Raw genomic sequence first — 25,426 nt, 5'->3', positions numbered from 1 at the left:
TTGCGGCGATCACGTTTTTTCCCATTTCTGACCCGGGCCGCGTACTCGAGGTCTGATGTCATGGACGAAACACGGCGCACACCCCGCGCCACCCCGGCCACAACCCGTGCGCCGGCCGCCCCTCGCCCGCTACACGCGGTCCTCAGGAGATCGACAAAGCAAGGATTTATCGATGACGACCAATCCGTCCGCACAAGATTCAGCGGTCTACAAGTACCGGCCCTCGGAACTACGCACGGGCCCCTCCAAGAACGATAAATCCTTCATCGGCCACCCTGGCGGCCTGCCCTGGATGCTTCAGGTAGAGATGTGGGAACGCTTCAGCTGGTTCGGCATGCGCGCGATCCTGCTGTACTTCCTCACCGATGTCGCCGCTCACCAGGGTCTCGGGCTTTCCGATACCGCCGGTCAGGTCATCGTGTCGGCCTACGGCGCCGCGGTGCTCCTCATGACGATCCCGGGCGGCATCATCGCCGATCGCATCCTCGGGCCGTGGATCTCGGGGCTTATCGGCGGTTCGGTCATCATGCTCGGCCACGTGCTGCTGGCATTCCCTGCCGCGATCACGTCGTGGTCGGGTCTTATCTGCATTGCGATCGGTACCGGCCTCATCAAGCCAAACCTCGCAACCATCGTGGGCGGCCTCTACGACGAAGACGACCCGAGGCGCGATGCCGGCTTCCAGTACTTCTACATGTCGGTCAACGTCGGCTCGCTTGTCGCGCCGCTCATCGTGGGCTTCTTGCGCGGCCACTTCGGCTACCACGTGGGCTTCCTTGCCGCTGCCGTCGGTATGGCGCTCGCTCTCGTATCGTTCTTCTACGGTCGCCACAAGCTCGGCGAATTCGCCTACCGCATCCCGAACCCGCTCCAGAAGGGCGAAGGCGCGCGTCTCGCCCTTGGTGGCCTCGGAGTTGTGGTCATCGCGACCCTGCTCGTTCTTGGTTTCAACGCCCTTCTCGGCGAGTTGCACTCGGCGATTGCCTACTCGCTGTTCGCCTTCGCACTCGTGATGAGCGCCTACTACTTCCTCACGATGTTTAAGAGCTCCAAGGTCACCGCTGAGGAGCGCACGCACCTCGGCGCGTTCTTGCCATTGTGGGTCGGTCAGATCCTGTTCGTCGTGATCTTCGAGCAGGCGGCCGGCAAGATGGCGTTCTTCGCCGAAAATAATACGGACCGCACGATCGGCAGCCTCAACCTCTCCCCCGAGATCTATCAGTCGATCAACCCAGCCGCGGTGCTTCTGCTCTCGCCGGTCATCGCGTGGATCTTCACACGCCGCAAGGGCAAGTTCCCGAACACGGCCGCAAAGTTCGCGCTTTCTCTCGTCATCATCGCGCTGTCGGCATTGCTCATGGGCTACGGCTTCGGAACATGGCCGGGTGCGGGCATGCTTGCCCCGTTCTGGTACCTCGGTCTTGTGTTTGTGGTGCAGACGGTTGCCGAGCTGTGCATGAACCCGGTGGGCCTTTCGGTGACCACGAAGCTCGCACCGAAGCAGTTTGCCTCGCAGACCATGACCCTTTGGTACCTTGCGCCGAGCGTCGGCATGGGTCTCACGTCGGTCATCATTGACCAGGTCAAGAGGGCAAATCTCGGTGACTCCGTGTATTACTACGGCCTCGGTGCAGTGACGATCGTGGTCGCGATCATCATGTTCCTGATCGCTCCGTGGGTGCAGTCGAAGATGGACGACGTGGATCAGCGTGAGCTTAGTGGCGCACGCGATGTGGGCGTGAAGGTCGCGAAATAACGACGCTCTCGATCCACACATAAGAATCGGGCCCCGCGCAGTGCGCGGGGCCCGATTCTTATGCTTTTCCCTTACGGGAGGAGCGAGGCTCAGGCCTCGTCGGTCTCCTCGGTGAGGTTACGCGTGCGGTTCACGTCGATCGGGACGCCAGGACCGAAGGTCGTGGACATCGTGATCTTCGAGATGTACCGGCCCTTCGAGCTCGCCGGCTTGAGTCGCAGGATCTCTTCGAGCGCCGCGACGTAGTTCTCGACGAGCTGCTGCTCGCTAAACGAGGCCTTGCCAATGATGAAGTGAAGGTTTGCAGCGCGGTCGACGCGGAAGTCGATCTTGCCGCCCTTGATGTCGCCCACGGCCTTGGCGGTGTCCATCGTGACGGTGCCGGTCTTGGGGTTCGGCATGAGGCCACGGGGACCGAGCACGCGGCCGAGGCGGCCCACCTTACCCATGAGGTTCGGGGTTGCCACGGCGGTGTCGAAGTCGGTCCAGCCGCCAGCGACCTTCTCGATGAGGTCGTCGTCGCCGACTTCATCGGCACCTGCGGCGCGCGCAGCCTCAGCCTGGGGGCCGGTAGCGAACACGATGACGCGGGCGGTCTTACCGGTACCGTGCGGGAGGTTGACGGTGCCGCGCACCATCTGATCCGCCTTACGGGGATCAACGCTCAGGCGCATGGCGACCTCGACGGTCGAATCGGTCTTCTTGGAGCCGGACTTCTTCACGATGCGCACGGCGTCGAGGGGCGCATAGTGGCGGCCTTCCTCGATGAGCGCAGCTGCGTCCTTGAATGCCTTAGATTTCTTTGCCATGTTGGATCAGCCCTCCACCGTGATGCCCATGGAACGCGCGGTTCCAGCCACGATCTTCGCGGCGGCGTCAATATCGTTTGCGTTGAGATCGGGCATCTTGGTCTGCGCGATCTCCTTGACCTGCTCCATGGTCACCTTGCCCACCTTCTGGGTGTGGGGCACGGGCGAACCCTTATCAAGGCCAGCTGCCTTGAGGAGGAGGCGTGCAGCGGGCGGCGTCTTCGTGATGAACGTGAACGAGCGATCCTCGTACACGGTGATCTCAACCGGGATGATGTTGCCGCGCTGGCTTTCGGTGGCGGCGTTGTAGGCCTTGGTGAACTCAACGATGTTCACACCGGCGGCACCGAGTGCCGGGCCGATCGGCGGGGCAGGCGTTGCCTGTCCGGCCTGGATCTGGAGCTTGATAATGCTCGCGACCTTTTTCTTGGGAGCCATTGCTCTTCCTTCTTGTCGTGGTTCGGGCGGATGCCGTTCGACACCCTCCCACTACGGTCCCGCGAGTGCGGGTGGGCGTTTTCAGATCTTGGCGACCTGCTCGAAGCCCAACTCGAGCGGGGTCTCGCGGCCGAAAATCGACACGAGAACCCGAAGTTTCTGGTTGGTGTCGTCGATGTCCGCGATGGTCGCGGGCATCGTCTCGAAGGGGCCGTCCATCACGGTGACAGACTCGCCCACCTCGAACGCCGGAACGGCCTTTTCCTTGGCCTTCGACGAAGAGGACTTCTTCTTCTCGGGCAGGTTGACCGACGGCGCCAACAGAGAGTAAATCTCATCGAACGAGAGAGGTACAGGATCGGTGCTGTTTCCCACAAAGCCGGTCACGCCGGGGGTGTCACGCACCACGCGCCACGAGGCTTCGGTGAGGTCCATGCGCACATACACGTAGCCGGGGATGCGCACGCGGCGAACGACCTTCTTTTGGCCATTCTTGATCTCGGTCGCATCCTCCATGGGCACCTCGACCTGGAAGATGTAGTCCTCCATGTCCTGAGTTTCGGTGCGGGTGAGCAGCTGGGTCTTGACGCGGTTTTCGTGCCCCGAGTACGAGTGGATGACGTACCACTCACCGGGGGCGGAACGCAGGTGACGCTTGAGTGCCACGACCGGGTCTTCGACTGTGGTTTCAGAGTCTGCGTCAAGCACAACGGGGGCCTCGGTGCCCTCAGTCGCCTCAGCGCTTTCGGGAGCCTCGGTGCTCTCCGGGGCTTCAGTCGTTTCCGGGGCGGTCTCGAGCGCCTCGTTTGCGAGGTCGTCGTTCATGTCTTCTGCCACGAGTTTCGTTTCCTTACTCTTAAGATTTTCAGTGCGCAGTGAAGAGCGCGCGCGCGAGCGAGCCGAACACGAAGTCCATGCCGAACACAAGAAGGATCATGCACACAACGAAAGCCACCACCGCGATCGTGTACGTGACCATCTCGCGGCCGGTTGGCGTGACGACCTTGCGCAGTTCGGCGAAGACCTGCTGAAGGAAAATCCAGCACGCCTTAAACGGGTTCTTCGTGCCGATATTCGACTCTTGCTCGAAGTCGCCACGAGTGGGATCGGTCTCGGGGTGAACGCTCATCGTTTTCCTTCTCCATCTCCACGTCGGCGACGTGGCGATCCGGCGCTGGGGATTTCCGCTTAAAGAAAAAGCAGGGCAGACAGGACTCGAACCTGCAACCTACGGTTTTGGAGACCGTTGCGCTACCAATTGCGCCACTGCCCTGTGCTTCACGAGCACTGCCCGAGGAGCGAAGCCCTCAAAAGGGCCAGATACGATCATAGGCGAATCCTTCGTCCAGGTCTAGTCGCAGGCGTTCTCAGAGCGATTGTGTGACGCACTCGGCTTGCATGCCTTCGCTCACGGCCTACCTTCGCCCTGCTTTACGCTTCCCACGTGGCAGTTTCACACGACGCCATGGTTTTTCTGACAAGATCGAAGCTATGAGCCTCGATCTCTCCACCCCCGCACAGCACGAACGGCGCCTTTCTGCGCGTCTCGCATCGATCGCTGAGTCGGCAACCCTCGCCGTTGACGCGAAGGCGAAGGCACTCGCCGCGAGCGGAGAGGACGTGATCGGCTTCGGCGCCGGAGAGCCAGACTTCCCGACGCCCGAACACATCGTCGAAGCTGCCATCGCCGCGGCGCGCGACCCCAGAAATCACCGCTACTCCCCCGCGACGGGCCTTCCCGAACTTAAGGAAGCGATCGCGCGAGCAACCTCCGAGGCCGACAACCTCGACGTCGAGCCCTCGCGAATCGTCGTCACAAACGGCGGCAAGCAAGCCGTCTACGAGGCCTTTGCCGCGCTCCTCGATCCGGGCGACGAAGTCCTCCTGCCCGCGCCGTATTGGACGACCTATCCCGAGGCGATCCGTCTTGCGGGAGGTGTTCCCGTGACAGTTCGCGCTGGCGCCGATCAGGGATACATTCCCGAGGTCGAACAACTTGAGGCGGCGCGCACGCCCCGCACCAAGGTGGTGCTTCTGTGTTCGCCCTCGAACCCCACGGGCGCGATCATGGAGCGACACCAGGTGGAGGAACTCGGCCGCTGGGCCCTCGAGAACGATCTGTGGGTGCTCTCCGACGAGATCTACCAGCACCTCACGTATGACGGTGCCCAGTTCCACTCAATCCTCGATCTCGTCCCCGAACTCGAGAACCGCACGGTGCTCCTCAACGGCGTGGCAAAGACGTTTGCCATGACGGGCTGGCGCGTGGGCTGGCTTATCGCTCCCCCTGACATTGCGAAAGGCGTTGCACGGCTTCAAAGCCACTTGACCTCGAACGTCAACAACATCGCGCAGCGGGCCGCGATCGCCGCCCTCACGGGCCCCACCGAACCGCTCGATGACATGCGAGCCGCGTTCGATCGCCGACGCCGCACCATGTGCGACACGCTCCGGGAGATTGACGGCCTCTCGCTCCCCACTCCGCGCGGCGCGTTCTACGCCTTCCCCGATGTCACAGGCCTCCTCGGCCGCGAAATCGCCGGGGTGCGGGTCGAAAGCTCCGCCGAACTCGCCTCCCTCATCCTCGAGCGCGCGAAAGTAGCGCTCGTACCCGGGGAAGCGTTCGATGCACCGGGTCACCTCCGCCTCAGCTACGCGCTTTCCGACGCCGACTTGGCGGAAGGCGTGTCCCGACTTCAGAAAGTGCTCGGCTAGGCCATGGCTAACGTCGGCACTCACGCCCCCCGCCGCGAAGGTGAGCGTGACCTGCGCACCCTCCCCAAGGCGCATTTGCACTTGCACTTCACGGGATCGATGCGCCACGACACGCTTCAGGAACTCGCCTCGACGCAGAACCTGCGGCTACCGCGCACCCTCGCGGAGCAAACGGCGCTCAAGGTCGAGCCGAGCGCGCGCGGCTGGTTTCGCTTTCAGCGCTTTTACGACGCGGCGCGCAAGGTCGTCAACTCGGAGACCATCATGCGCCGCCTCTTGCGCGAAGCGGCCGAAGACGATCTCGCCGAGGGCTCGGTGAGACTCGAACTCCAGATCGACCCCACAAGTTACGCCCCGTTCGTCGGCGGCCTCACCCCCGCGATCGAGATTATCGTGGACGAAGCGCGCGCCATCGAGCGCGATCTCGGCATCTCCATGGGAATCATCGTTGCGGCGAGCCGAATGCGCCACCCCCTCGATGCGCGTATTCTCGCGCGCCTCGCCGTGCAGTACGCGGGCACCGTGATGGGCTTTGGCCTCTCCAACGATGAGCGACGCGGCGACACGAGCTCTTTTGCGGCGGCTTTTCGGATCGCCCGCCACGGCGGTCTCGCGTCGATGCCCCACGGTGGCGAACTCCTCGGCCCGCCCCACATTCACGAGGTTGTCGACTCCCTCGAGCCCACGCGTCTCGGCCACGGCGTACGCTCGATCGAAGACCCCCGCCTGCTCGAGACACTCGTCGAACGCGATATTGCGCTCGAAGTGTGCCCGGCATCAAATGTGTCCCTCGGCGTCTACCGCGATATCAGCGACGTGCCCGTGCCACAGCTAGCCCGCTACGGCGCAACAATCGCCCTCGGCGCCGACGACCCGCTCCTCTTTGGCTCACGACTGCTCGCGCAATACGAAGCCGTTCGCGCGATGGGCATGACCGATCGAGAGATCGCGGATCTCGCCGCGGGATCCATCCGCGCATCGCGCATGAGCGAGACGGAGAAGCACGCGCAGCTCGCACGCGTGAGCGCCTGGTACGAGGGTGAAGGCTAAAGACTCCTAGCGGTCGCGTCCGGCGCCGCGGCTCGGCGTCGCGAGGAAGAACACCGGTTCGGTAAAGGAATGCTCGGCGAAGGCGCTCTCCACCGCGCCCGCCACGGCCTCAACGCGCTCCGCCTCCACAAGCGCGATCACGCTTCCGCCGAAGCCGCCGCCCGTCATACGCGCGCCGTGGGCACCTGCTTCGCGTGCCGCCTCCACCGCGACATCGAGCTCCGGAACGGTCACCTCGTAGTCGTCGCGAAGGGAGTCGTGCGAAGCATTGAGCAGCTCGGCAATGCGTCCAAGGCCTTCGCGAATCGAGCCCGTCTCAAGAATCTCGGCGAACTCGCGCACGCGCTCGATCTCATTGATGATGTGCCTGCTGCGCCTTTGGACCACGGGATCGGTGATGCCACGGCAAACGTCGGAAGCCCCCTCGAACGGGACATCCCGCAAGCTTTCCACGCCCAGCGCACGCGCCCCCGCTTCGGCCTGCGCCCTGCGCTCCGCATACTCGCCGCCCACGAGGCTGTGCGGGGCACGCGTGTCAATGATGAGCAGCGCGAGACCCTGACCGGCGAGGTCCCAAGGAACGGACGTCGTCGAAAAATCCCGGCAGTCGAGAAGAATTGCGTGGCCCTCCTCGCAGAGGATTGACGCGGACTGGTCGAGCCCGCCCGTGGCCGCTCCTGCGAATTCCGTTTCTGCCTTGATCGCCGCGCGGATCCGTTCGTGCGGCGTGGTGCCGAGTTTGCACAGTTCCTCAATCGCCGCGGCAACCGCGCATTCGAGGGCTGCGCTCGAACTGAGCCCCGCGCCGAGCGGAACGTAGCCGTCAATCAGCAGATCGACGCCGCTCGCGACTCCCCCGTCAAAGCGGTCCGCGAGCGCCCACACGACGCCCGCCACATAGGACGCCCAACCGTCCACCGCGCCGGGGGCCAGCCCCTCAGCGGGAGCCTCGACCGTCTCGCTGGATTGCACCGAACGCATCCGCACGACGCCCGCATCAGTGCGCCGCGCGGCAACGAAACAGCGGTGCGAGATTGCCATGGGCACACACAGGCCCTGCTGGTAGTCCACGTGTTCGCCGATGATGTTCACGCGGCCGGGGGCCGAAAACACACCCTCCGGTTCGCTGCCGAAAGCCTCCCTAAATTCGCGGGAAACCTTCTCGATGGCATCGGCGTCGTGGGGAGCAGCATGCAACTCAGTCATACCCACAAGTTTAGAGGGGCTCGGAAGATTGTGTGTCCTTGTCTGCGCTTTCATCGGCGCGGATCGCCGGCATCTCGATGTCTTCGGGGGCCATCTCCACGATTTCGAATCCCGATTCGCGCGTGTCCGGCTGGAGGTTCTCAAGATCCTCGCGCCAGTCAGGACCGGCCTCGATATCGATCGTGGGGTCGAGCTCGTCCGGATCGAGGTGGACGACGGGAATCGCGGTCGTGAGAGCGCCAGGTTTACGACGGCGCCTGAAGGTCACCATACGGCGGTGACGATTCGTGCCGAACGGCTGCGAAATAGTGGGCACGCGCACACGCCCGCTCGCAAGGAGTGTGACGACATGGCTCGCGACGAGCTCGCCAAGAATCACGCCCGCCGAGATCGCGATCGCGATCTCACACGCCAGCAACAGATAGCTCGCACCCGTGTTGCTGCCGTCGCTGAAGCCAAGAAGACCGCGGTAAATCACGGATCCCGGCACCATCGTGATAATCGCGGGGGCAATGAGGATATTGACGTACGCTTTCGCGTGCTGCGAGATCGCCACCGCGAAAACGCCAACGAAGAACGCGGTGATTCCCGTCGCCCACGCGCGTTCAAGCCCCGCAACTTCGATCACAAACGCCGAAGTCGCGGTAAAGCCCGGCAGGAGTGTCACCCAGTGCAAAAGGCGCGGCGGTACCTGAAAACCCACCGCATAGCCGAGCCCGATGAACGCCCCCGCGATCGCCACGAGCAAGGTGGAAATAAGCGTCGCCGGCACCGTCGACGTAATCGAAATATCTGCCCCAACCCAGTCGGCAACGAGCATGCCGCCACGGATGCCGATCACGGCACCGACCGTGAGCATGAACGTCTCGAGCAAGCGCCCCGCGGCCGTGACGTACCACCCCGTGATCGCGTCCTGCATCGCGCCTACCGACGTCGAACCCGCGAGCACCATGACCAGGCACGCGACCACCACGAGGGAGGAGTTTGCCGTGGGGTCGAGCCTATTCACGATGAGCGAGATGAGCACGACGATGAACCCGCCCGCGATCTGGGCGTAGAACACCGGAAAGCGCATCTTGTCGAAAAGAATGTACACCTGCCACAGCACGCCCGCGGCGAGGGCCGCGAAGACCGTCACGAGAATGCCTGCGCCGAAGAACATCGCGCATGCACCACCCATGAGGATCCATGCGAGCGTCGTCACTATCGGGCCATAGAACCGCTTCATCGAGCGCACACGATCGACGGCAAGGAGTGCTTCGTGAAGGCCCATCTCACCCTTCACGTACTTGCTCGTGATCTGGTCGACCCGATCAAGCTTCGTGAAGTCGTAGGTGTAACCGCCCGCGGTGCGAATGCGCGTAAACGGCGCCGATTGCGTGTCCTGATAATAGGACACTGAGACTTCCGTCAGAGTCGTTTGCACCGACACGTTGCGGATGCCAGAAGACGCGGTGACGCGTAGCATTGTCGCGGTCACGTCGGCCGCTGCGGCACCGTTCGAAATCATGACCTCACCGATACGCATGGCGAGTTCGAATACCTGGTGCAGGCGGGTCAGGGAAGTGCTCACCCCACCATCGTGGCACACGGCCGGCAGGCCGCGCACGGAAAGGATCAACGAATGGCACACACCGCAATCCACGCGCACGAATCGCTCGCACGCCTGAGCGAAGGCAACGCCCGATTCGCTAACGGTACGACCCGTCACCCCCACAGCGATGAGGATCGGCGTCTCGGTGTGTCCTCGGGCCAGGCGCCGTTCGCGGCGGTCTTCTCGTGCGCCGATTCGCGCGTGCCTCCCGAGATCGTGTTCGATTGCGGCCTCGGCGACCTGTTCGTCGTTCGTTCGGCCGGGCAAATGGTCGAGAATGCGGTGCTTGCTTCCCTTGAGTTTGCCGTTCACGAGCTTTCGGTTCCCCTGATCCTCGTGCTCGGTCACGAGGGCTGCGGGGCCGTGGCCGCGGCCGAATCCCTCATGGCTCAGCGAGCATCGGGAGCGCCCCTCGTTCTCCTTCCGGGGCACCTCAATGCGCTCGCCGAACAGATTTCACGGCGTTTGGGGGCCGGCTCTGGCGAGACTCACCTCAAAACTCCTGCCCTCACCGATGCCCCTCGACCCATGACCCAGGCCGCCCGAAATACCGCGGCAGCGAGGGCGGAGGTCTATGCGCGCTCGCCTCTCATTCGTGCCGCGCACGAGGCCGGCGACCTTGAACTCGCCCACGCTATTTACGACCTCGAAACGGGACGAGTCACCTTCAGCGGTGCCGAAAATTGACACCGGGGCCGCCGGGTCGGGGCCGCGTAGTCCGGTTAAAGCCCAGGGCTCGAGGCGAGCACAAAAATGAGGACCGCGAGGAGAAGAATCGTCGCGACATCAACCGAGCGGCGCCTCACCACGAGCGCGCCGAGCGCCTCCACGGGGAGGAAGAGTCGCACGGCCGCGAGAGCGAAGAGCAGCGCCGAGAGCATGTATCCGGCGGTCGGGACAGAAAAAATAAGCCCGATCGGGAGCACCACAAAAAAGACAAACCCCAGCGTCACAAGCAAAAGCCGCTGGCGATACACGGCAGCGCCAAGGGAATAGGGCGATCGATTCACGCCTCCATGGTAGCCCGAGGTGGTTAGGCTAGAGATACCGCATTGATCGCGGCGCCACGCAGTACCGCCTGCCTCACCACAAGGACGTGAACCATCACATGACCGACGTGCGCATCGAGCATGACCTGCTCGGAGACCGCGAAGTTCCCGCCGACGCCCTTTACGGCGTTCAGACCCTCAGGGCCCTCGAAAACTTCCGGATCTCGGACTTCCGCCTCCACCATTTCCCGTCGCTCGTGCGAGCACTCGCCTACGTCAAGCACGCGGCAGCACGTTCCAACCAGCGTCTCGGCGGACTCGAGAAAGCCAAGGCAGACGCGATCGCGAAGGCCTGCACGGAGATCGAAAATGGCGAGCATCACGAGCATTTCGTGGTCGACCTCATCCAGGGCGGTGCGGGCACGAGCACGAACATGAACGCCAACGAGGTCATCGCGAACCGCGGTCTCGAAATCCTCGGGCACGCGCGCGGCGAGTACGAGTACCTCCACCCCAACAACGACGTGAACTTCGGTCAATCCACCAATGACGTCTATCCCACCGCGGTGCGGCTTGCGATCCTGCTGAGCTTTCCCGATCTCGCCGATGCGATGCAAGGCCTCATCGATGCGCTGAGCGCGAAAGGCGAAGAGTTCGACCACGTGCTCAAGATGGGCCGCACACAAATGCAGGACGCGGTGCCCATGACCGTGGGGCAGGAGTTCCACGCGTGGGCGACGACCATGAGTGAGGATGTCGAGAGGCTCACGCGTACCGCACGCTTCTTCCGCGAAATCAATATGGGCGCGACCGCGATCGGTACGGGCATCACGACCGACCCGAAGTATGCCTCGCTCGTCGTTGAGGAACTCACCCGCATCACGGGCAAGGAATTCACCCTCGCGGCTGACCTCGTCGAGGCCACAAGCGACACGGGCGCGTTTGTGACCTTCTCGAGCGTGCTGAAGCGCATCGCGGTCAAGATCTCAAAGATCTGTAATGACCTGCGCCTTCTCTCCTCGGGTCCGCGCGCGGGTTTCAACGAAATCAACCTTCCCGCCGTCCAGCCGGGAAGTTCGATCATGCCGGGGAAGGTCAACCCCGTGATCCCCGAAGTGGTCAACCAGGTCGCTTTTCAAGTGATCGGCAACGACCTCACGGTGACGCTCGCCGCCGAAGGCGGACAACTCCAGCTCAACGCGTTCGAGCCCGTGATTGCCTACAACATCCTCAACTCGACGCGCATCATGACGCGCGCGATGCGTACCCTGACCGAGCGCTGCATCAAAGGCATCACGGTCAACGAGAACGTGCTCGCGGGCAACCTCGAGCGTTCGATCGGGATCGTCACGGCTCTCGTGCCCGTGATCGGCTATGCGGCATCCTCAGATATTGCTTCGCAAGCCCTTCACACGGGTAAATCGGTGCGCGAAATCGTGCTCGAGAGGGGCCTTGTGAGCGAGGGGCACCTCGATGAAATCCTTACGCCGGCGCGCATGACCCAGCCGTACAGGGCAACCGCCACGGGGGCAATCCCCGCGCTCGACAGCTCTGATCCCATCGCCGAGGACGACCTCGAGCTCTAGCTCGGGCCGCCCCCGCGTAGCGAGCTATTCGTCGGCTTCTTCGTTCTTGCCGCGCATCACGAGCAGCGGATCGGGAGTGCCAACGACCTCGTGGTCCTTCCCCTCATACTCAAACTGCGAGAGGAAAAACTTCATCGCATTGAGGCGGGCACGCTTCTTATCGTTTGAGCGAATGATCGTCCACGGCGCGTACTTTTTATCGGTGCGGCGGAACATTTCTTCTTTCGCCGCACCGTACGCCTCCCAGCGATCGAGAGACTCGAGGTCCATGGGCGAAAGCTTCCACTGACGAACCGGGTCGAGCTGACGAATGGCGAAGCGCGTGCGCTGTTCCTTCTGCGACACGGAGAACCAGAACTTCGTCACGTGAATGCCGGAATCCACAAGCATGCGCTCAAAATGCGGCACCTGTGTCATGAAGGTTTCATACTCTTCGTCACTCGCGAATCCCATCACGCGTTCGACACCCGCGCGGTTGTACCAGGAGCGGTCGAACAGCACCATTTCACCGTCGGTTGGGAGGTGCTCGACGTAGCGCTGGAAGTACCACTGGCCCTTCTCGCGCTCGGTGGGCTTATTGAGCGCAACCACGCGCGCCATGCGCGGATTGAGATGCTCGGTAAAGCGCTTGATCGTGCCACCTTTACCGGCTGCGTCGCGCCCCTCGAAGATGATGATGGCCTTTTTCTTCGCATCCTCGAGCCAGTACTGGAGCTTGAGCAGCTCGACTTGGAGGTAGTACTTCTCACGTTCGTATTCTTCGCGCGCCATACGCGTGGGATACGGGTAGCCCTCCTGCCACGTGTACACGGGGTTGCCGTACGGGTCGATCAGATCGGGGTCGGGCGAGTGTCCGTCCGCAACCGTGTAGCCGAGCTCGCGCAAGTGTTCGATAAATTCGCGCAGGTTGCTGCTGTGGGGAAGCTCGCCGTTGAGGTCGAGTTCAGGAACGGTGCCCTTTTTACCTTTTTTCATCGCTGGTCTTTCGCTCGTGGGGGTGGGGGTTGGATCCTCATGAGTGGATTCGGGTGGGGCAGGTGCGGGCCCCGGTTCGGGGTTCGGGGTAGGGGCCGACGCTTGCTCGGCTTCGGGTCGCTTTCCAAAGATTCGTTTGACGAAAGCGATCAGTGCGCGAAGTGGCGAGTGCCCGTCGTGTACATCGTGATTCCTGCTTTCTGGCACGCGTCGATCACCTCCCTATCGCGAATGGAGCCGCCGGGTTGCACGATGGCCGTGATACCGGCAGCGATGAGTTGTTCGGGGCCGTCGGCGAAGGGGAAGAAGGCGTCGGAAGCCGCCACCGCGCCGCGCGCACGTTCCTCACCGTCCTCGCCGAGAGTGTTGGCGCGTTCAACCGCAAGGCGGCACGCATCCACGCGGTTGACCTGCCCCATCCCAACGCCTACGGCGGCGCCATTCTTCGCGAGCAGAATCGCGTTCGATCGGGGTGCGCGCACGGCTCGCCACGCGAAGGCAAGATCCGCGAGGGTTTCTTCCGACGCCTGCTCGCCGCACACGAGTTCCCAATTCTCAGGGTTGTCGCCGGGCGCCTGGTACCGGTCGGGCTCCTGGTAGAGCACGCCTCCCCAGATCTCGCGACCTTCGAGAGAGGAATCGGCGCGCGGCGCGCCCGAAATTTCGAGAATGCGCAGGTTTTTCTTTGCCTTGAGTACGTCGAGAGTGCCATCTTCGTAGCCGGGGGCGACGATGACCTCGGTGAACACCTGGGTCACGCGTTTTGCCATGTCGAGGCTCACCGGGCGGTTCACGGCAATCACGCCGCCAAAAGCCGAGACGGGGTCGGTCGCGTGGGCCTTGGTGTACGCCTCGGCGACGTCGCTCGCTTCGGGCGTGATCGCGATTCCGCACGGGTTGTTGTGCTTGATGATCGCCACGCATGGCTCGGGGTGGTCGAAGGCAGCGCGCAGAGCGGCGTCGGCGTCAACGTAATTGTTGTAGCTCATGGCCTTGCCGTTCAGCAGCTCGGCTTCGGCAAGGGTCGTGGAGTCCTCGAACAGCGAGCGGCTCGCGTCAAGGAAGGCCTGCTGGTGGGAGTTTTCGCCGTAACGCAGTGGCGTGAGGTCCTGTTCTTGCGGATCGATGCCGAGCGTTTCGTCGGCGCGATCCGCCATCCATTCTTCAATCGCGGCGTCGTATTCGGCGATTCGCGAGAAGGCATCGGCGGCGAGCACGAGGCGCTCTTCGCGTGTGAAGCCGCCACTTGCGAGCGCCCCTTCCACGAGGTCGTACTGTTCGGTGCTGGTGATGACGGCGCACGAGCTGAAGTTCTTCGCAGCACTGCGTACCATCGCGGGGCCGCCGATGTCGATCTTCTCGACGATGTCCTCGAAGGACGCACCGCTCGCGACGGTCTCTTCGAACGGGTAAAGGTTGCACACGAGAAGGTCGATCGGAGCGATCTCGTGTTCCTCGAGCGCCGCAACGTGCGCCGGTTTGTCACGGTCGGCAAGGAGACCGCCGTGAACCTTGGGGTGGAGAGTCTTAACGCGCCCGTCAAGGATCTCGGGGAAGCCGGTCACGCTTTCGACGGCGGTCACGGGAATCCCTGCCTCCGCGATCGCCTTCGCCGTGGATCCGGTCGAGACGATTTCAACGCCACTCTTGTGGAGAGTGGTCGCGAGTTCGGTCAGCCCGGTCTTGTCGTACACGGAGACCAGGGCGCGCGTAACAGCACGCTGGGACATGCGGGAGGCTCCTTCGTCGTCAATACTCATGCGGTATGCCCTTTAAACCTATCGCGTTCAGGTGAACGTGGCGTGACGGCGAGCAGGCAGGTGAGCTACTGCGTCCGAGCGCGCTTCGCGATCACGTCAACGAGCATTTCGCGCTCGATGACCTTGATCCGCTCGTGGAGGGCTTCTTCGCTCTCCCCTTCCTGCACGGTCAGGGCACGTTGGTCAATAATCGCGCCCGTGTCCACACCTTCATCGATCTCGATCACGGTCGCCCCCGTGACCTTCACGCCGTAGTCGAGAGCATCGCGCACGCCGTGGGCACCAGGGAAGGCCGGCAAGAGCGCGGGGTGGGTGTTGATCATGCGCCCGCCGAAGGCTTCGAGCATGGGCGAGCCGAGCAGCCGCATGAAGCCCGCGAGAACAACGAGGTCCGGCGCATACCGGCCCGTGCACTCGGCGAGCGCACGATCCCAGTCCTCGCGCGAGTCGTAATCAGCGAGCGCAACGATGTGCGTAGGGATGTCTCGCTCGCGTGCGAAGGCGAGGCCCGGCGCATCGAGGTCCGCGACCACCGCCGCGACCCGCACGCCCGCGAGCGCACCGGAGTCAATCGCCTCAAGGATGGCGCGGAGGTTGCTCCCCGTTCCCGAAATGAACACAACGCACGTGAAATCGTTCATGATCCCACAGTAGCGGGCACGAAGCGCCCGTGCGCTTACGACCACGCGGCGGCTATGCGGCACAATGGGATCCGTGACTTCCGAACCACGCCGCCCTCAGGACCAGCCCGCTTTCTCGCCGGAACGCCAGAAAGCGTTCAGTCGCACTTTGCTTTCTGCCGCGATGTGCATGATTGTCGCGTGGGGTGCAACGCTCCTTCCCCTACCGTTCAGTCTCATTGCGGGCCTCGCGGGCATCGGCGCCCTCGTGTTCCTCGTGCGGCTCATGGTGATCGCATGGCCAACCCCCGCGCGGCGTTCGGCGAGCGTCACAGCGGCGTTCGGGATCCCTGCCTCGATCGTCGTGATCGGCCTTGCGCTCTTATCGCTCGTGTTCTATGGGCCGATGACCCAGTACCAGGAGTGCCTTGATTCGGCGCTCACGAATTCAGCCGTCTCGTCATGCGGCAAGGATCTGCCGGGCGCGATCCTCGAGTGGCTGCCGTTCTAGTCTGAATCGCGAGTGAGAGCGGGCGCGTTCTCTTGCTCGTGATCGTCACTGAGCGGAGCCTCGGATCCACCCTCCAACGCGGTGGCGTCGGCTGGCTCGTCAGGCTCGGCTTCCTCGGCAGCTACAGCATCGCTGTGCTCAGCCTCGGCCTGCTCTAAAACGCGTTCGCTCGCGCGCGAGTCGTCATCGCCGCGTTCGGTCTCTGCCGCTTTGTTCTCGGCCTCTTCGACACGTGCGCGTAGTGACGCGGTTCGTTCGCTCACGTATGTACGGCCCGCACGCGCCTTCCCAAGCACCCACGAATCGAGACCGGTTTGGCTCCATCCTGCGATGAGGGCTGCCGGCACGAGTACGAGGAGCGCCACGGGGAGCATCAGTGACGTGAACTGCGGGCCCACGTGCGAGAGCTGCGCCGTGCCGATACTCCCACTTCCGAGCGTGAAGATCACCGTGAGTGCGAGGAGCGAACCGACCGCATAGGTGAGCCACGCGACCACCCTTGCGCGCACGTCGAAGTGACGGGTGCGCATGGCGAGGAACACCGACGCCGCGATCGAGGCAAGCGCGGGGATCGCAATGAAGGCCCACACCCACGGCGAAAAGCGGCCGGGTTCGGGGAGGGCGCCGAGGATGGGAAATGCGGGGAGCACCCCCGTGAGCGACCCTTCAAAGGACACGTGAGTGTTCGAACCTACCGTGACCGTCCCCGCACACACGAAGGCCACAGCCCATACGAGCATGGTGGGGAAAAAGGCGAGAGCCGCGAGAACGAGCGCAACCGTGCCGAAAAGGTCGGGCTCGAGCCCGCGATGCACGGAGAGCATCGCGTCACGTCGGATCACCATCCACACCGTGAGCGCTACCGCCGTGCCCCCAAAAAGACCGAGCACCAGCACGCCAATCGACCGCAACGCCGCGGCGTATTGCTCACTCACGAGAGCGAGCAAACCCACCCGCGGCGCGGAATCACTCGAGCGGCGCACGAGAGAGGCCATGAGGCCCGCGGCCCCCGCGATCACGGCAAGAGCAAGGGCACTCACGCCCGCACTCACGGTCACCGGCTGCACACCCGGTGTTCGGGCGAGCAGGGAGGAGACGGTCGCCATGAGGGCATAGGAAATACCGAAGCCCGCGAGGATAAGCCCGAGCGCCGTAAGCGCACCCCGCTTGAGGGCGCCCGACGGCTCCGTGAGCGTCATTGACCGCCCCGTTCGCAGCATCGTTGTGCCGCACACAAGCGCAAATACGAGAGTCAGCCCGAGCGGAGGAAGAACGGCCGTGCCATCGATCCCCACCCCGGTGAACGACATCGCTCCCCCGTGGCCGAGCACAACCAGGCACAGCGCCACGATCACGGCATCGAGCGTGCTCGCTTGCGTGAGCGTGTTGAAGCCGTGGGCAACGAGAACGGGTACCGCGACGATCGCGACGTTGATCGTGAACGCGATCACGGCAGCCGTCACGCCAAGGAAGATCGGGGTCGCATCGTTTCGTTTCACAGCACGCTTCCCATGGTCAACGAGGCCGCGACGGGTGCGAAGGAACAAACGGCGGTGCGCAATAATGTGGACATCATGCCCATCTTATTCACGAGTTCCCCCCGCCCCGCGCAAGAGAGCCCCCGTTTTACTGTGCGATCGATCCGGCTCGACGCCCCCGCGACTCTCGCCGACCATATCCCCGAGGCCCCGAGCACCCTGTGGCTTCACGAATCGGGTGGACTCATCGGCATCGGTGAGGCCGCGAGGCTCGAGGCCACGGGCCCGGATCGCTTCGACGCTCTCGCGAATGCCTTTCGCGACCTTGAGGCCAGCACCGATGTCGAGGACCTCGCGAATCTCCGCGGCAGTGGCCTTGTAGCTTTTGCCTCGTTCTCCTACTCCCCCGAGTCCTCGCGCCCGTCGCGACTCGTGATCCCCCGCTACCTCCTCGGATCCGTAGAGGGCCGCGCTTTCGTCACGTGTGTGAACAGTGATTCCGAGGAAAGCGTCGGAAAAACCCTCACCGAACCGGAGGAAATCCTCGCACTTTTCTCCGCCGGGAGAGTGCCCACGGTCGCCCCACGCACGATGCAGCCCGCACATTCCGGCGAGGCTTATCGCGGGCTCGTAAAACAGGCCGTGCAGGAAATTGATGACGGCGTCGCCGAGAAAATCGTGCTTTCCGAGCGGTTTGAGATCGACCTCGGCACGCTCGAGGCGAGATGCCTCGTTCCAGCGCTCGCCGCGCAGCTTAATCATCGCTACCCGACAGCATGGACCTTCGCGCTCGACGATATTGTGGGTGCCTCGCCCGAAATGCTCGTGCGCACCGACGGACCGAAGGTGTTTTCGCGCGTGCTCGCCGGTTCACGCCCCGTGAGCGGGGACGACGAACTGAGTGCCGAAGAACGTCACGCTTTCCTCAACGATCCCAAGGAGCGTGCCGAGCACGATTTCGCGGCGCGCTCGGTCCGCGAGCCGCTCATGAGGCTCGGTGTGAGCCTGCCACCATCGGAAGGGCCCTTCGTGCTCCACCTTCCCGGGATCGAGCACCTTGCGACCGATATTCGCGGGGTCGCACCTGACGGGCTCGGGATTCTCGAGATCGCGGGGGCACTGCACCCCTCCGCGGCCGTCTCCGGAACGCCGCGCACGGCTGCTAACGAGGTCATCGCGCAGCTCGAACGCGTTGATCGCGCCGGCTATGCCTCCCCCGTGGGGTGGATCGGTGCGGACGGCAACGGGGAACTTGCCATCGCACTGCGCATGGCCCACGTTCACGGCACCACTCTCACCGTGCAAGCGGGCGGCGGGCTCGTACGTGACTCAGATCCGCTCACCGAGCACGCCGAGGCACTCGCAAAAACACGCCCGATCGTGCGGGCTCTCGCTTCGCTCAGTTCCCCTGAAGAGTGACCTTGACGGTCTCCTCCTTGCCGCCGCGATACACGGTAAACGCGTGGGTGCTGCCCACCTCAAGGCTGCGCACGTAAGCCGTGAGCGCCGAGGAAGAGCCGATCTGCACATCATCGACCTTCGTCACGAGATCACCGTTCACCATCCCCGCCTTCGACGCGGAGCTCCCCGGCGTGACCTCCACGACGTGCGCCCCCTTGATCGTGGCCGAATCAGTGCCGGCCTCCCCGTCCTTGATGCGCACACCGAGGAATGCGTGCTGCGCCTTCCCGCTCTGCGCGAGCTGCTCTGCGATGAGCCTGACGGTATTCGAGGGGATCGCGAAGCCGAGTCCAATACTTCCCGCGCCCGCGCTCGTTGAGGCGTTCGACGCGATCGAGGAGTTAATACCGATGACCTCACCCGCGCGATTCACGAGCGGGCCACCCGAGTTGCCGGGATTGACGGAGGCATCCGTTTGAATCGCCGAGGTGTAGGAAGCGGTAGAAGGGTCCTGGTTTTCACTGCGCTCGGGGCGAGTGACGACCGGGCGATTGAGCGCCGAGACGATGCCGGTCGTGGCTGTGTTCGCGAGGCCGAGCGGCGTTCCGACCGCCATGACGTCCTGCCCAACCGTGAGCTTCGAGGAGTCCGCAAACGTCGCCGGCGTGAGGTTCTTCGGTGGTTTCACCAGGCGCACGAGTGCGATGTCGGTGCTCTCGTCGGTGCCGATCAAAGTCGCGTCGAAGGTGCGGCCATCCGCGGTGGTCACGTCAATAAGGATGGCGCCTGCGACGACGTGGGCGTTGGTCACGATCGTCCCCTTGTCGTCATACACGATGCCCGTGCCCTCAGAACCACCCTTGCCGGTGTCGACGCGGATCGAGACCGCGCTCGGCGAGATCACGCGCGCGGTATCCACCCATGAATCCTCCACAACGTCGCCGCCGTGCCCAACGTTCTCTGCCGGGTTCGACGAGTGGGGGCTGCTGCCGGATCCTTCGCCCGGCGCTCCCCACAGCATGAGCCCGAGGCCCGCGGCAGCGCCGATCGTAAAGACCGACGACACGAACATGCCGATAATGACGAGACTGGCGGTCGCGAGCCATGACGGTGATTTCTTCATAGGCGCGATCTAAGCCCCCTTTCCTGAAAAATCGCTTCCGATTCTCACAAAAAAGACTCGCCGACGCGCACCGTGTGAGGCAGACGACAGCCTCACAGCGAGGTCGCTCGGTACGCAGCGCTTCACCTGGACACCGAGCCCCTCGATCGCCGCGGCGAGATCCACCCCGTGTGGCGTCGTGAAGAAACGCTCGAGGACCGTTCGGGGTGCCTCGCGATGCTCGAGGCCCGAGAAGATGCGCCCACCGTTATCGTCCACAATCACAATGTCGAGCTCGGGTTCACGCTCGGTGGGGCCGACCACGAAGCCCGTGAGGTCGTGTATCGCACTGACGTCTCCGAGCAGAACTCGCGTGCGTTTGCGCTCGGCAAGGGCGATACCGCTCGCCATGGAGACGGTACCGTCAATCCCCGCGAGCCCGCGATTCGCATGCACGCGGGCACGGCTCGCTCCCGCATATCGTTCGAGGTCGCGGATGAGGGCACTTGCCCCGAGCACGAGGGGCGCGTGATCGCTCGCGCAGGCCTCCCACACCGCGAGCGCGGCCTCGGCCTGCGGGGCTCGATTGTCACTACTGTGCGCCGCGAGGGCGCTGCCAAGACTCCTCCACGCCTCGAGGAATCCCTGCTGCTGTGCGGCGAGGCTCGAGTGTTCGACGTCGATCAGGGGCACGATGCGTGAGGCATTGCGCGAGGCATCGGGCCATTCGAGACGGCCACTTTCAACGGTGACCTCCATGTCTCTCGCGCCGAGCAATTGGCGAAGCACGGGGCGCGAGAGCGTGGGGTGGCCAAACACGATCGCGGCTTCGGGGCGAAGGGCGTGGCCCCGATCCGCCATGACCTGAGCGAGTGCGTCCGGGTAGCACGGCACGAGCGTGTCAGCCAGCTCGCGTGCGTTGCTGCTCGGCTCCGCGAAGAGCGGGAGGCGAAGGCGTGCGGCGAGCGCGGCTGCTCGATGACCCGACTCGTCACCGTCGCCCGCGACGATGACGGTGCGCGCGGGAAGAGTGGTGAGAGCCGTGCCCGCGTGTGGCGCGGGTGCGGCGTGTGCAGGGACGCGGAACGTGGCATCGGAGCCTTGCTCGGGCGCGTGCGTCGCCGCGAGGGGGTCGCGGAAACCAAGGTTGAGGTGCACCGGGCCGGGGGCGTTCAGCGCAGCGTGGGCGGCACGGGCGGCTGTATCGACCATAAGACGCAGTTCACTCTCGGTTGCGTCGTGCGCGCCCGGCGCAGGAAGGTCCGTACTCATCACCGCAAACGGCGCATAGAGCCCTGCCTGGTACGTCGTTTGATTTGCCCCGGTTCCGCGCAGCTCGGCCGGGCGATCTGCCGTAAGGAGCACGAGCGGAATCCCGCTGTGGTGGGCTTCCATGGCGGCGGCAAGTAGGTGGGCGGTCGCGGTTCCGCTCGTGGTTCCGACGGCCGCAAGCTCACCCGCGCGGCTCAAGCCAAGCGCCGTGAATGCCGCGGCGCGCTCGTCATGGCGCACGTGTACCTCGAAGCCTTCCGCCCCCCTCTCGGCGAGTGCACTCACCGCGTAGGCGAGGGGCGCCGAGCGTGAGCCGGGGGCAAGAACGAGGTGGCGCAGGCCGCACGCGATGAGCGATTCAAGCAGGACGTACGCGGCCTCGAGTGCGCCCGAGCCGGTGCGGGGCGGGGCGGAAATACGCATGCCTCAAGCCTACCGGGGCCAGTACCCGCGCGCCTCGAGAACCTCGGCAGCCTCGGCGATCCTGGCCTGCCATACACGTGTGCGTTCCTCGGGGGCGCGATGCTTCTCGAGCAATTCCTCGCTCACCTCGACGCGGCCCGCGGGAAGCGTGCCGTCCTCACTCACGAGGGGCGCTTCAGTCACGTCGCCCTTCAGTAGGCGTGCCGTTCCGAGCCCGCACGCGTGCTCGATATCGGGAAGCGCCGCCGCAAACGCAAGGCCGGCGCTGAGCCCCACCGACGTCTCGAGCGCACTCGAGACCACGGCGGGAAGGCCCGCCTGCTCCGCGAGCGCGAGGGCGCGGCGCACTCCCCCGAGCGGCTGCGCCTTCATCACGAGGATATCGGCGGCCTTCGCCCGTGCCACGGCAAGGGGATCCTCGGCCTTGCGCACCGATTCATCCGCGGCGATCTTGACGTGCACCTCACGCCGCACCTCGGCAAGCTCGCGCACGCTCACGCACGGCTGCTCAACGTACTCGAGGCCTCCCGCCGCGCGGTCGAGCTCGCGAATCTTCTCGATTGCCTCGCGCACGCCCCACGCCGCGTTGGCGTCCACACGAATGCGCGCTTCATCGCCGAGGGCTTCGCGCACGGCCGCGACGCGAGCCAGATCATCGCTGTGGGCGCAGCTGGCGTCGGACACCTTCACCTTTGCGGTGGCGGCGCCAAACGACCGGGCAAGCGTGTACGCATGCTCGGGGCTCACCACGGGAATGGTCGCATTGATCGGGATGCGAACTCGCGCGGGTTCGGGGAACGGGAGTGTGGCCTGCTCGAGTGCGGCGGCGAGCCAGGCCGACGCTTCTTCAGGTCCGTATTCGAGAAATGGTGAGAACTCCCCCCAACCCTCGGGGCCACGCAGGAGAGCCGCTTCGCGCACGTCGATGCCGCGAAAGCGCGTGCGCATGGGGATGCGCACGATCTCGATGCGCTCGATCTGTCCTTCGAATTGCATAGGAGTTGTGGGGGAAATGGCGTCTCCAAGCCGAACTGCATAGAACCGAATTGCATAAGAGTTGTGGGGGTAATGCGCGCGGCAAAACCCCCACAAACCCTATGCAATCCACGGGATGAGGGAGGGACTACTCGTTGTCGCCACCCGTCACGTTCACGGCCTCGCTCGCGATCGCCGCATCGTGCTGCTCATCGTCCCACACCCAGTTCGCGACCTCGGGAATGTCCGCGCCATGGGTGAACGCGTACTGGCGGGCGCGGATGCGCTCATCCGCCATGCGCTGGCGCAGGCCCGCGTACCGCGTACCGAGCGAATCGACGTGGTCGATCACGTCCATCACGAGGTGGAAGCGATCGATGTCGTTGCGCATGAGCATGTCGAACGGCGTGGTTGTCGTGCCCTCTTCCTTGTACCCGCGCACGTGAATGCGCGCGTTCGGGTCATGGCGGTACGCGAGACGGTGAATAAGCCACGGGTAGCCGTGGTACGCAAACACCACGGGAATGTCCTTGCCGAAGAGACCGTCGAAGTCCTTTTCGGAAAGACCGTGCGGGTGCTCGCGCTCGTGCTGGAGGCGCATGAGGTCCACGACGTTGACAACGCGCACGCGCAGCTCGGGGATCTCCTCGCGGAGAATCTTCGCCGCCGCGAGGGTCTCGATCGTCGGGATATCGCCGGCGCAGCCGAGCACAACGTCCACGCCTTCGCCGTCGACCTCGGTTCCTGCCCACTCCCAAATGCCGATACCGCGCGTGCAGTGCACGATCGCCTCGTCCATCGTGAGCCAGTTCGGGTTCGGCTGCTTCCCGGCAACGACCACGTTGATGTACTGGCGCGAGCGCAAGCAGTGATCGTAGGTCGACAGGAGCGTGTTCGCATCCGGCGGAAGGTACACGCGCACAACTTCGCTCTTTTTGTTCACCACGTGGTCGATGAAGCCCGGATCCTGGTGGCTAAAGCCATTGTGGTCCTGACGCCACACGTGCGAACTCAGAAGGTAGTTGAGTGAAGCGATGGGGCGGCGCCATTCGATCTCATTCGTGACCTTGAGCCACTTGGCGTGCTGGTTCACCATCGAATCGACGATGTGAATGAACGCCTCGTAGCTCGAGAAGAGGCCGTGGCGGCCCGTGAGCAGGTAGCCCTCGAGCCAGCCCTGCATCTGGTGCTCGGAGAGCATCTCCATAACGCGGCCTTCTTGCGCGAGATTCTCAGCCGCATCGTGGTCCTCGAACTCGCCATTCCACTGCTTGCCCGAAACCTCGTAGATCGCCTGGAGGCGGTTCGAAGCGGTTTCATCGGGGCCGAACACGCGGAAATTGTGCATGTTGTTCTTCACCACGTCGCGAAGCCACGTGCCGAGCACGCGGGTCGCTTCGGAGTTCGTGCCGCCGTGGTGGGGAACGTCGACGCCGTACTCGCGGAAGTCGGGGAGCACGAGGTCGTGGAGGACCTCGCCGCCGTTGGTGATGGGGTTCGCGCTCATGCGCTTGTCCCCCGCGGGTGCCGCATCGACGATCTCATCGATGAAGGCGCCATCCTCGTTCACGAGCTCCTCGATGTTGTACGACTCGAGCCATTCGCGCAGGTCGTTCAAGTGCTCGTCGGTGTCGCGTGCGCTCGCGAGCGGCACCTGGTGGCTGCGCCACGAGCCCTCGGTCTTCTTGCCGTCGATTTCCTTCGGGCCGGTCCAGCCCTTCGGGGTACGGAACACGATCATCGGCCACAGGGGGCGCTCGATGTCGCCCTCGGCGGCGCGCTTCTTGATGTCGGTGATCATGTCGAGCACCTCGTCGAGCACCGCAGCGAAACGCTTGTGGGTTTCCTCGATCGGCTCGTCGTCGAAGCCCCCTTCGAAGAAGAACGGCGTGTGGCCGTAGCCGACCATGAGCGAACGCAGCTCGTCGTCGCTAATGCGTGCGAGAACGGTGGGGTTCGCGATCTTGTACCCGTTGAGGTGCAGAATCGGGAGCACAACGCCATCGTTCTTCGGGTTGAGGAACTTGTTCGAGTGCCAGCTCGTCGCGAGCGGACCGGTCTCTGCTTCGCCGTCGCCCACGACGGTGAACGCAATCTGGTCGGGATTGTCGAGAACGGCGCCGTAGGCGTGCGACAGGGCGTAGCCGAGCTCGCCGCCTTCGTGGATTGAACCGGGGGTTTCGGGGGCGACGTGCGAGGGGATGCCGCCCGGGAAGGAGAACTGCGTGAACAGCTTCTTGAGACCGCGCTCGTCCTTCGTGATCGCGGGGTAGGTCTCGGTGTACGTGCCTTCGAGGTAGCTTGCGGCCACAAGACCGGGGCCGCCGTGGCCCGGGCCCGTGACGTAGAACGCGTTGAGGCCGCGCTGCTTGATCGCACGGTTCGCGTGCGCGTACAGGAACGTGAGGCCCGGGGTTGTGCCCCAGTGGCCCAGCAGGCGCGGCTTCACGTCATCGCGCGAGAGTGGCTCGCGCAGGAGCGGATTGTTCATGAGGTAGATCTGGCCCACCGAAAGGTAATTCGCGGCGCGCCACCACGAGTTGATCTGATGAGCTTCTTCAGCGGTGAGCGGATGGGATGGCTCGTTCGGCCATTCGTGTGCGGAGCTCATGTCTCTCCCTGCCCTTTTCGGGACTTGCACTAGACGGGTGGCAAGAAGCAGGGCGGCAGGGGCCGCTCGTGCGCCAATGCCGATTGCACAATGTAGTCTACGCCTCATTTTTGACGGGCCCCTTGGCCGTTCTGGGCTCGAGACGGCGTGCTTTT

The 25,426-nt window shown here is 64.1% G+C and carries 22 protein-coding genes and 1 tRNA gene; 7 read left to right on the top strand and 16 right to left on the bottom strand.

The features are described 5' to 3' along the window. Positions 1-172: 172 nt before the first annotated feature. Entirely contained in the window at positions 173-1,756 is a 1,584-nt protein-coding gene (locus tag DAD186_RS02435) for a peptide MFS transporter (protein WP_065247370.1), read from the top strand. Positions 1,757-1,845: 89 nt separating this feature from the next. Here the strand turns inward: DAD186_RS02435 and rplA are convergent, their stop codons facing one another. The 5 genes from rplA to DAD186_RS02410 all read right to left on the bottom strand — a co-directional run bounded on the left by rplA (position 1,846) and on the right by DAD186_RS02410 (position 4,276). Next, positions 1,846-2,565: a 50S ribosomal protein L1 gene (gene rplA, locus DAD186_RS02430; protein WP_065247369.1), complete on the bottom strand. Its 720-nt coding sequence runs from the start codon at positions 2,563-2,565 to the stop codon at positions 1,846-1,848. A 6-nt stretch (positions 2,566-2,571) separates the two neighbouring features. Then, positions 2,572-3,003 (bottom strand): 50S ribosomal protein L11, encoded by a 432-nt coding sequence (rplK, locus tag DAD186_RS02425; RefSeq protein WP_055089313.1) that lies wholly within the window; start codon positions 3,001-3,003, stop codon positions 2,572-2,574. A gap of 81 nt (positions 3,004-3,084) precedes the next feature. Then, positions 3,085-3,840 (bottom strand): transcription termination/antitermination protein NusG, encoded by a 756-nt coding sequence (gene nusG, locus DAD186_RS02420; RefSeq protein ID WP_065247368.1) that lies wholly within the window; start codon positions 3,838-3,840, stop codon positions 3,085-3,087. A 28-nt stretch (positions 3,841-3,868) separates the two neighbouring features. Continuing rightward, positions 3,869-4,132, bottom strand: a complete 264-nt coding sequence (gene secE / locus DAD186_RS02415) for a preprotein translocase subunit SecE (protein ID WP_065247367.1) — start codon at positions 4,130-4,132, stop codon at positions 3,869-3,871. Positions 4,133-4,203: 71 nt separating this feature from the next. Then, a tRNA-Trp gene (locus tag DAD186_RS02410) sits at positions 4,204-4,276 on the bottom strand. Positions 4,277-4,494: 218 nt separating this feature from the next. On the opposite strand from DAD186_RS02410, the gene DAD186_RS02405 reads away from it, so the two are divergent. Then, positions 4,495-5,718: a pyridoxal phosphate-dependent aminotransferase gene (locus tag DAD186_RS02405; RefSeq protein ID WP_065247366.1), complete on the top strand. Its 1,224-nt coding sequence runs from the start codon at positions 4,495-4,497 to the stop codon at positions 5,716-5,718. Positions 5,719-5,721: 3 nt separating this feature from the next. Next, positions 5,722-6,768, top strand: a complete 1,047-nt coding sequence (locus tag DAD186_RS02400; protein ID WP_065247365.1) for an adenosine deaminase — start codon at positions 5,722-5,724, stop codon at positions 6,766-6,768. Between the two features lie 6 nt (positions 6,769-6,774). On the opposite strand, the gene galK is transcribed toward DAD186_RS02400, so the two are convergent. After that, entirely contained in the window at positions 6,775-7,974 is a 1,200-nt protein-coding gene (gene galK, locus DAD186_RS02395; protein WP_065247364.1) for a galactokinase, read from the bottom strand. A gap of 10 nt (positions 7,975-7,984) precedes the next feature. Beyond that, positions 7,985-9,547, bottom strand: a complete 1,563-nt coding sequence (locus DAD186_RS02390; RefSeq protein ID WP_150333577.1) for a threonine/serine exporter family protein — start codon at positions 9,545-9,547, stop codon at positions 7,985-7,987. A 51-nt stretch (positions 9,548-9,598) separates the two neighbouring features. Here DAD186_RS02390 and DAD186_RS02385 point away from each other — a divergent pair, with 51 nt between their 5' ends. After that, positions 9,599-10,255 carry a carbonic anhydrase gene (locus DAD186_RS02385; protein WP_065247362.1) on the top strand — a complete coding sequence of 219 codons (657 nt, stop codon included), beginning with the start codon at positions 9,599-9,601 and terminating at the stop codon, positions 10,253-10,255. Between the two features lie 35 nt (positions 10,256-10,290). Here DAD186_RS02385 and DAD186_RS02380 read toward each other — a convergent pair whose 3' ends face one another. Next, a complete protein-coding gene (locus DAD186_RS02380; protein ID WP_065247361.1) occupies positions 10,291-10,578 on the bottom strand; it encodes a DUF3017 domain-containing protein in 288 nt (95 codons plus the stop codon). A 98-nt stretch (positions 10,579-10,676) separates the two neighbouring features. Here DAD186_RS02380 and DAD186_RS02375 point away from each other — a divergent pair, with 98 nt between their 5' ends. After that, a complete protein-coding gene (locus tag DAD186_RS02375) occupies positions 10,677-12,143 on the top strand; it encodes an aspartate ammonia-lyase (RefSeq protein WP_065247360.1) in 1,467 nt (488 codons plus the stop codon). A gap of 24 nt (positions 12,144-12,167) precedes the next feature. On the opposite strand, the gene ppk2 is transcribed toward DAD186_RS02375, so the two are convergent. From ppk2 to purN, 3 genes are all read right to left on the bottom strand, one after another. Further along, positions 12,168-13,118 (bottom strand): polyphosphate kinase 2, encoded by a 951-nt coding sequence (ppk2, locus tag DAD186_RS02370; RefSeq protein WP_065247359.1) that lies wholly within the window; start codon positions 13,116-13,118, stop codon positions 12,168-12,170. Between the two features lie 149 nt (positions 13,119-13,267). Continuing rightward, on the bottom strand, positions 13,268-14,878 hold the full coding sequence (purH, locus tag DAD186_RS02365) for a bifunctional phosphoribosylaminoimidazolecarboxamide formyltransferase/IMP cyclohydrolase (protein WP_065247358.1): 1,611 nt from the start codon (positions 14,876-14,878) through the stop codon (positions 13,268-13,270). Positions 14,879-14,943: 65 nt separating this feature from the next. Beyond that, positions 14,944-15,519, bottom strand: coding sequence for a phosphoribosylglycinamide formyltransferase (gene purN, locus DAD186_RS02360; RefSeq protein WP_065247357.1), 576 nt, complete (start codon positions 15,517-15,519; stop codon positions 14,944-14,946). A gap of 73 nt (positions 15,520-15,592) precedes the next feature. Between purN and DAD186_RS02355 the strand changes: the two genes are divergently transcribed. Next, positions 15,593-16,009, top strand: a complete 417-nt coding sequence (locus tag DAD186_RS02355; RefSeq protein WP_065247356.1) for a hypothetical protein — start codon at positions 15,593-15,595, stop codon at positions 16,007-16,009. Here the strand turns inward: DAD186_RS02355 and DAD186_RS02350 are convergent. Beyond that, positions 16,006-17,508 carry a cell division protein PerM gene (locus DAD186_RS02350; RefSeq protein WP_065247355.1) on the bottom strand — a complete coding sequence of 501 codons (1,503 nt, stop codon included), beginning with the start codon at positions 17,506-17,508 and terminating at the stop codon, positions 16,006-16,008. The two genes, DAD186_RS02355 and DAD186_RS02350, sit on opposite strands and share 4 nt — an antisense overlap. Before the next feature lie 12 nt (positions 17,509-17,520). On the opposite strand from DAD186_RS02350, the gene DAD186_RS02345 reads away from it, so the two are divergent. Next, positions 17,521-18,906: an isochorismate synthase gene (locus DAD186_RS02345; protein ID WP_236886275.1), complete on the top strand. Its 1,386-nt coding sequence runs from the start codon at positions 17,521-17,523 to the stop codon at positions 18,904-18,906. Here the strand turns inward: DAD186_RS02345 and DAD186_RS02340 are convergent. The 4 genes from DAD186_RS02340 to DAD186_RS02325 all read right to left on the bottom strand — a co-directional run bounded on the left by DAD186_RS02340 (position 18,887) and on the right by DAD186_RS02325 (position 25,271). Further along, positions 18,887-20,011: a S1C family serine protease gene (locus DAD186_RS02340; protein WP_065247354.1), complete on the bottom strand. Its 1,125-nt coding sequence runs from the start codon at positions 20,009-20,011 to the stop codon at positions 18,887-18,889. The genes DAD186_RS02345 and DAD186_RS02340 overlap by 20 nt on opposite strands. Before the next feature lie 9 nt (positions 20,012-20,020). Further along, entirely contained in the window at positions 20,021-21,685 is a 1,665-nt protein-coding gene (gene menD, locus DAD186_RS02335) for a 2-succinyl-5-enolpyruvyl-6-hydroxy-3-cyclohexene-1-carboxylic-acid synthase (protein WP_065247353.1), read from the bottom strand. A 9-nt stretch (positions 21,686-21,694) separates the two neighbouring features. Beyond that, complete coding sequence (locus DAD186_RS02330) at positions 21,695-22,681, bottom strand: o-succinylbenzoate synthase (protein WP_065247352.1); 987 nt, start codon at positions 22,679-22,681, stop codon at positions 21,695-21,697. A gap of 127 nt (positions 22,682-22,808) precedes the next feature. Continuing rightward, the gene (locus DAD186_RS02325) at positions 22,809-25,271 is read right to left on the bottom strand and encodes a phosphoketolase family protein (RefSeq protein ID WP_065247351.1); all 2,463 of its coding nucleotides are present in this window, start codon (positions 25,269-25,271) and stop codon (positions 22,809-22,811) included. Positions 25,272-25,426 lie beyond the last annotated feature (155 nt).

Source organism: Dermabacter vaginalis (assembly GCF_001678905.1).
GTDB classification, from domain to species: Bacteria; Actinomycetota; Actinomycetes; order Actinomycetales; family Dermabacteraceae; genus Dermabacter; species Dermabacter vaginalis.
The sequence above is the reverse complement of the archived record's forward strand: the minus strand, read 5'-3'. Positions and strand labels throughout refer to the sequence as shown.

Bases quoted from the DNA above. Each gene is read 5' to 3' on its own strand.
- DAD186_RS02435 (WP_065247370.1), top strand. From the start codon at position 173: ATGACGACCAATCCGTCCGCACAAGATTCAGCGGTCTACAAGTACCGG.
- rplA (WP_065247369.1), bottom strand. From the start codon at position 2,565: ATGGCAAAGAAATCTAAGGCATTCAAGGACGCAGCTGCGCTCATCGAG.
- rplK (WP_055089313.1), bottom strand. From the start codon at position 3,003: ATGGCTCCCAAGAAAAAGGTCGCGAGCATTATCAAGCTCCAGATCCAG.
- secE (WP_065247367.1), bottom strand. From the start codon at position 4,132: ATGAGCGTTCACCCCGAGACCGATCCCACTCGTGGCGACTTCGAGCAA.
- DAD186_RS02405 (WP_065247366.1), top strand. From the start codon at position 4,495: ATGAGCCTCGATCTCTCCACCCCCGCACAGCACGAACGGCGCCTTTCT.
- DAD186_RS02400 (WP_065247365.1), top strand. From the start codon at position 5,722: ATGGCTAACGTCGGCACTCACGCCCCCCGCCGCGAAGGTGAGCGTGAC.
- galK (WP_065247364.1), bottom strand. From the start codon at position 7,974: ATGACTGAGTTGCATGCTGCTCCCCACGACGCCGATGCCATCGAGAAG.
- DAD186_RS02385 (WP_065247362.1), top strand. From the start codon at position 9,599: ATGGCACACACCGCAATCCACGCGCACGAATCGCTCGCACGCCTGAGC.
- DAD186_RS02375 (WP_065247360.1), top strand. From the start codon at position 10,677: ATGACCGACGTGCGCATCGAGCATGACCTGCTCGGAGACCGCGAAGTT.
- ppk2 (WP_065247359.1), bottom strand. From the start codon at position 13,118: ATGAAAAAAGGTAAAAAGGGCACCGTTCCTGAACTCGACCTCAACGGC.
- purH (WP_065247358.1), bottom strand. From the start codon at position 14,878: ATGAGTATTGACGACGAAGGAGCCTCCCGCATGTCCCAGCGTGCTGTT.
- purN (WP_065247357.1), bottom strand. From the start codon at position 15,519: ATGAACGATTTCACGTGCGTTGTGTTCATTTCGGGAACGGGGAGCAAC.
- DAD186_RS02345 (WP_236886275.1), top strand. From the start codon at position 17,521: ATGGTCAACGAGGCCGCGACGGGTGCGAAGGAACAAACGGCGGTGCGC.
- DAD186_RS02340 (WP_065247354.1), bottom strand. From the start codon at position 20,011: ATGAAGAAATCACCGTCATGGCTCGCGACCGCCAGTCTCGTCATTATC.
- menD (WP_065247353.1), bottom strand. From the start codon at position 21,685: ATGCGTATTTCCGCCCCGCCCCGCACCGGCTCGGGCGCACTCGAGGCC.
- DAD186_RS02330 (WP_065247352.1), bottom strand. From the start codon at position 22,681: ATGCAATTCGAAGGACAGATCGAGCGCATCGAGATCGTGCGCATCCCC.
- DAD186_RS02325 (WP_065247351.1), bottom strand. From the start codon at position 25,271: ATGAGCTCCGCACACGAATGGCCGAACGAGCCATCCCATCCGCTCACC.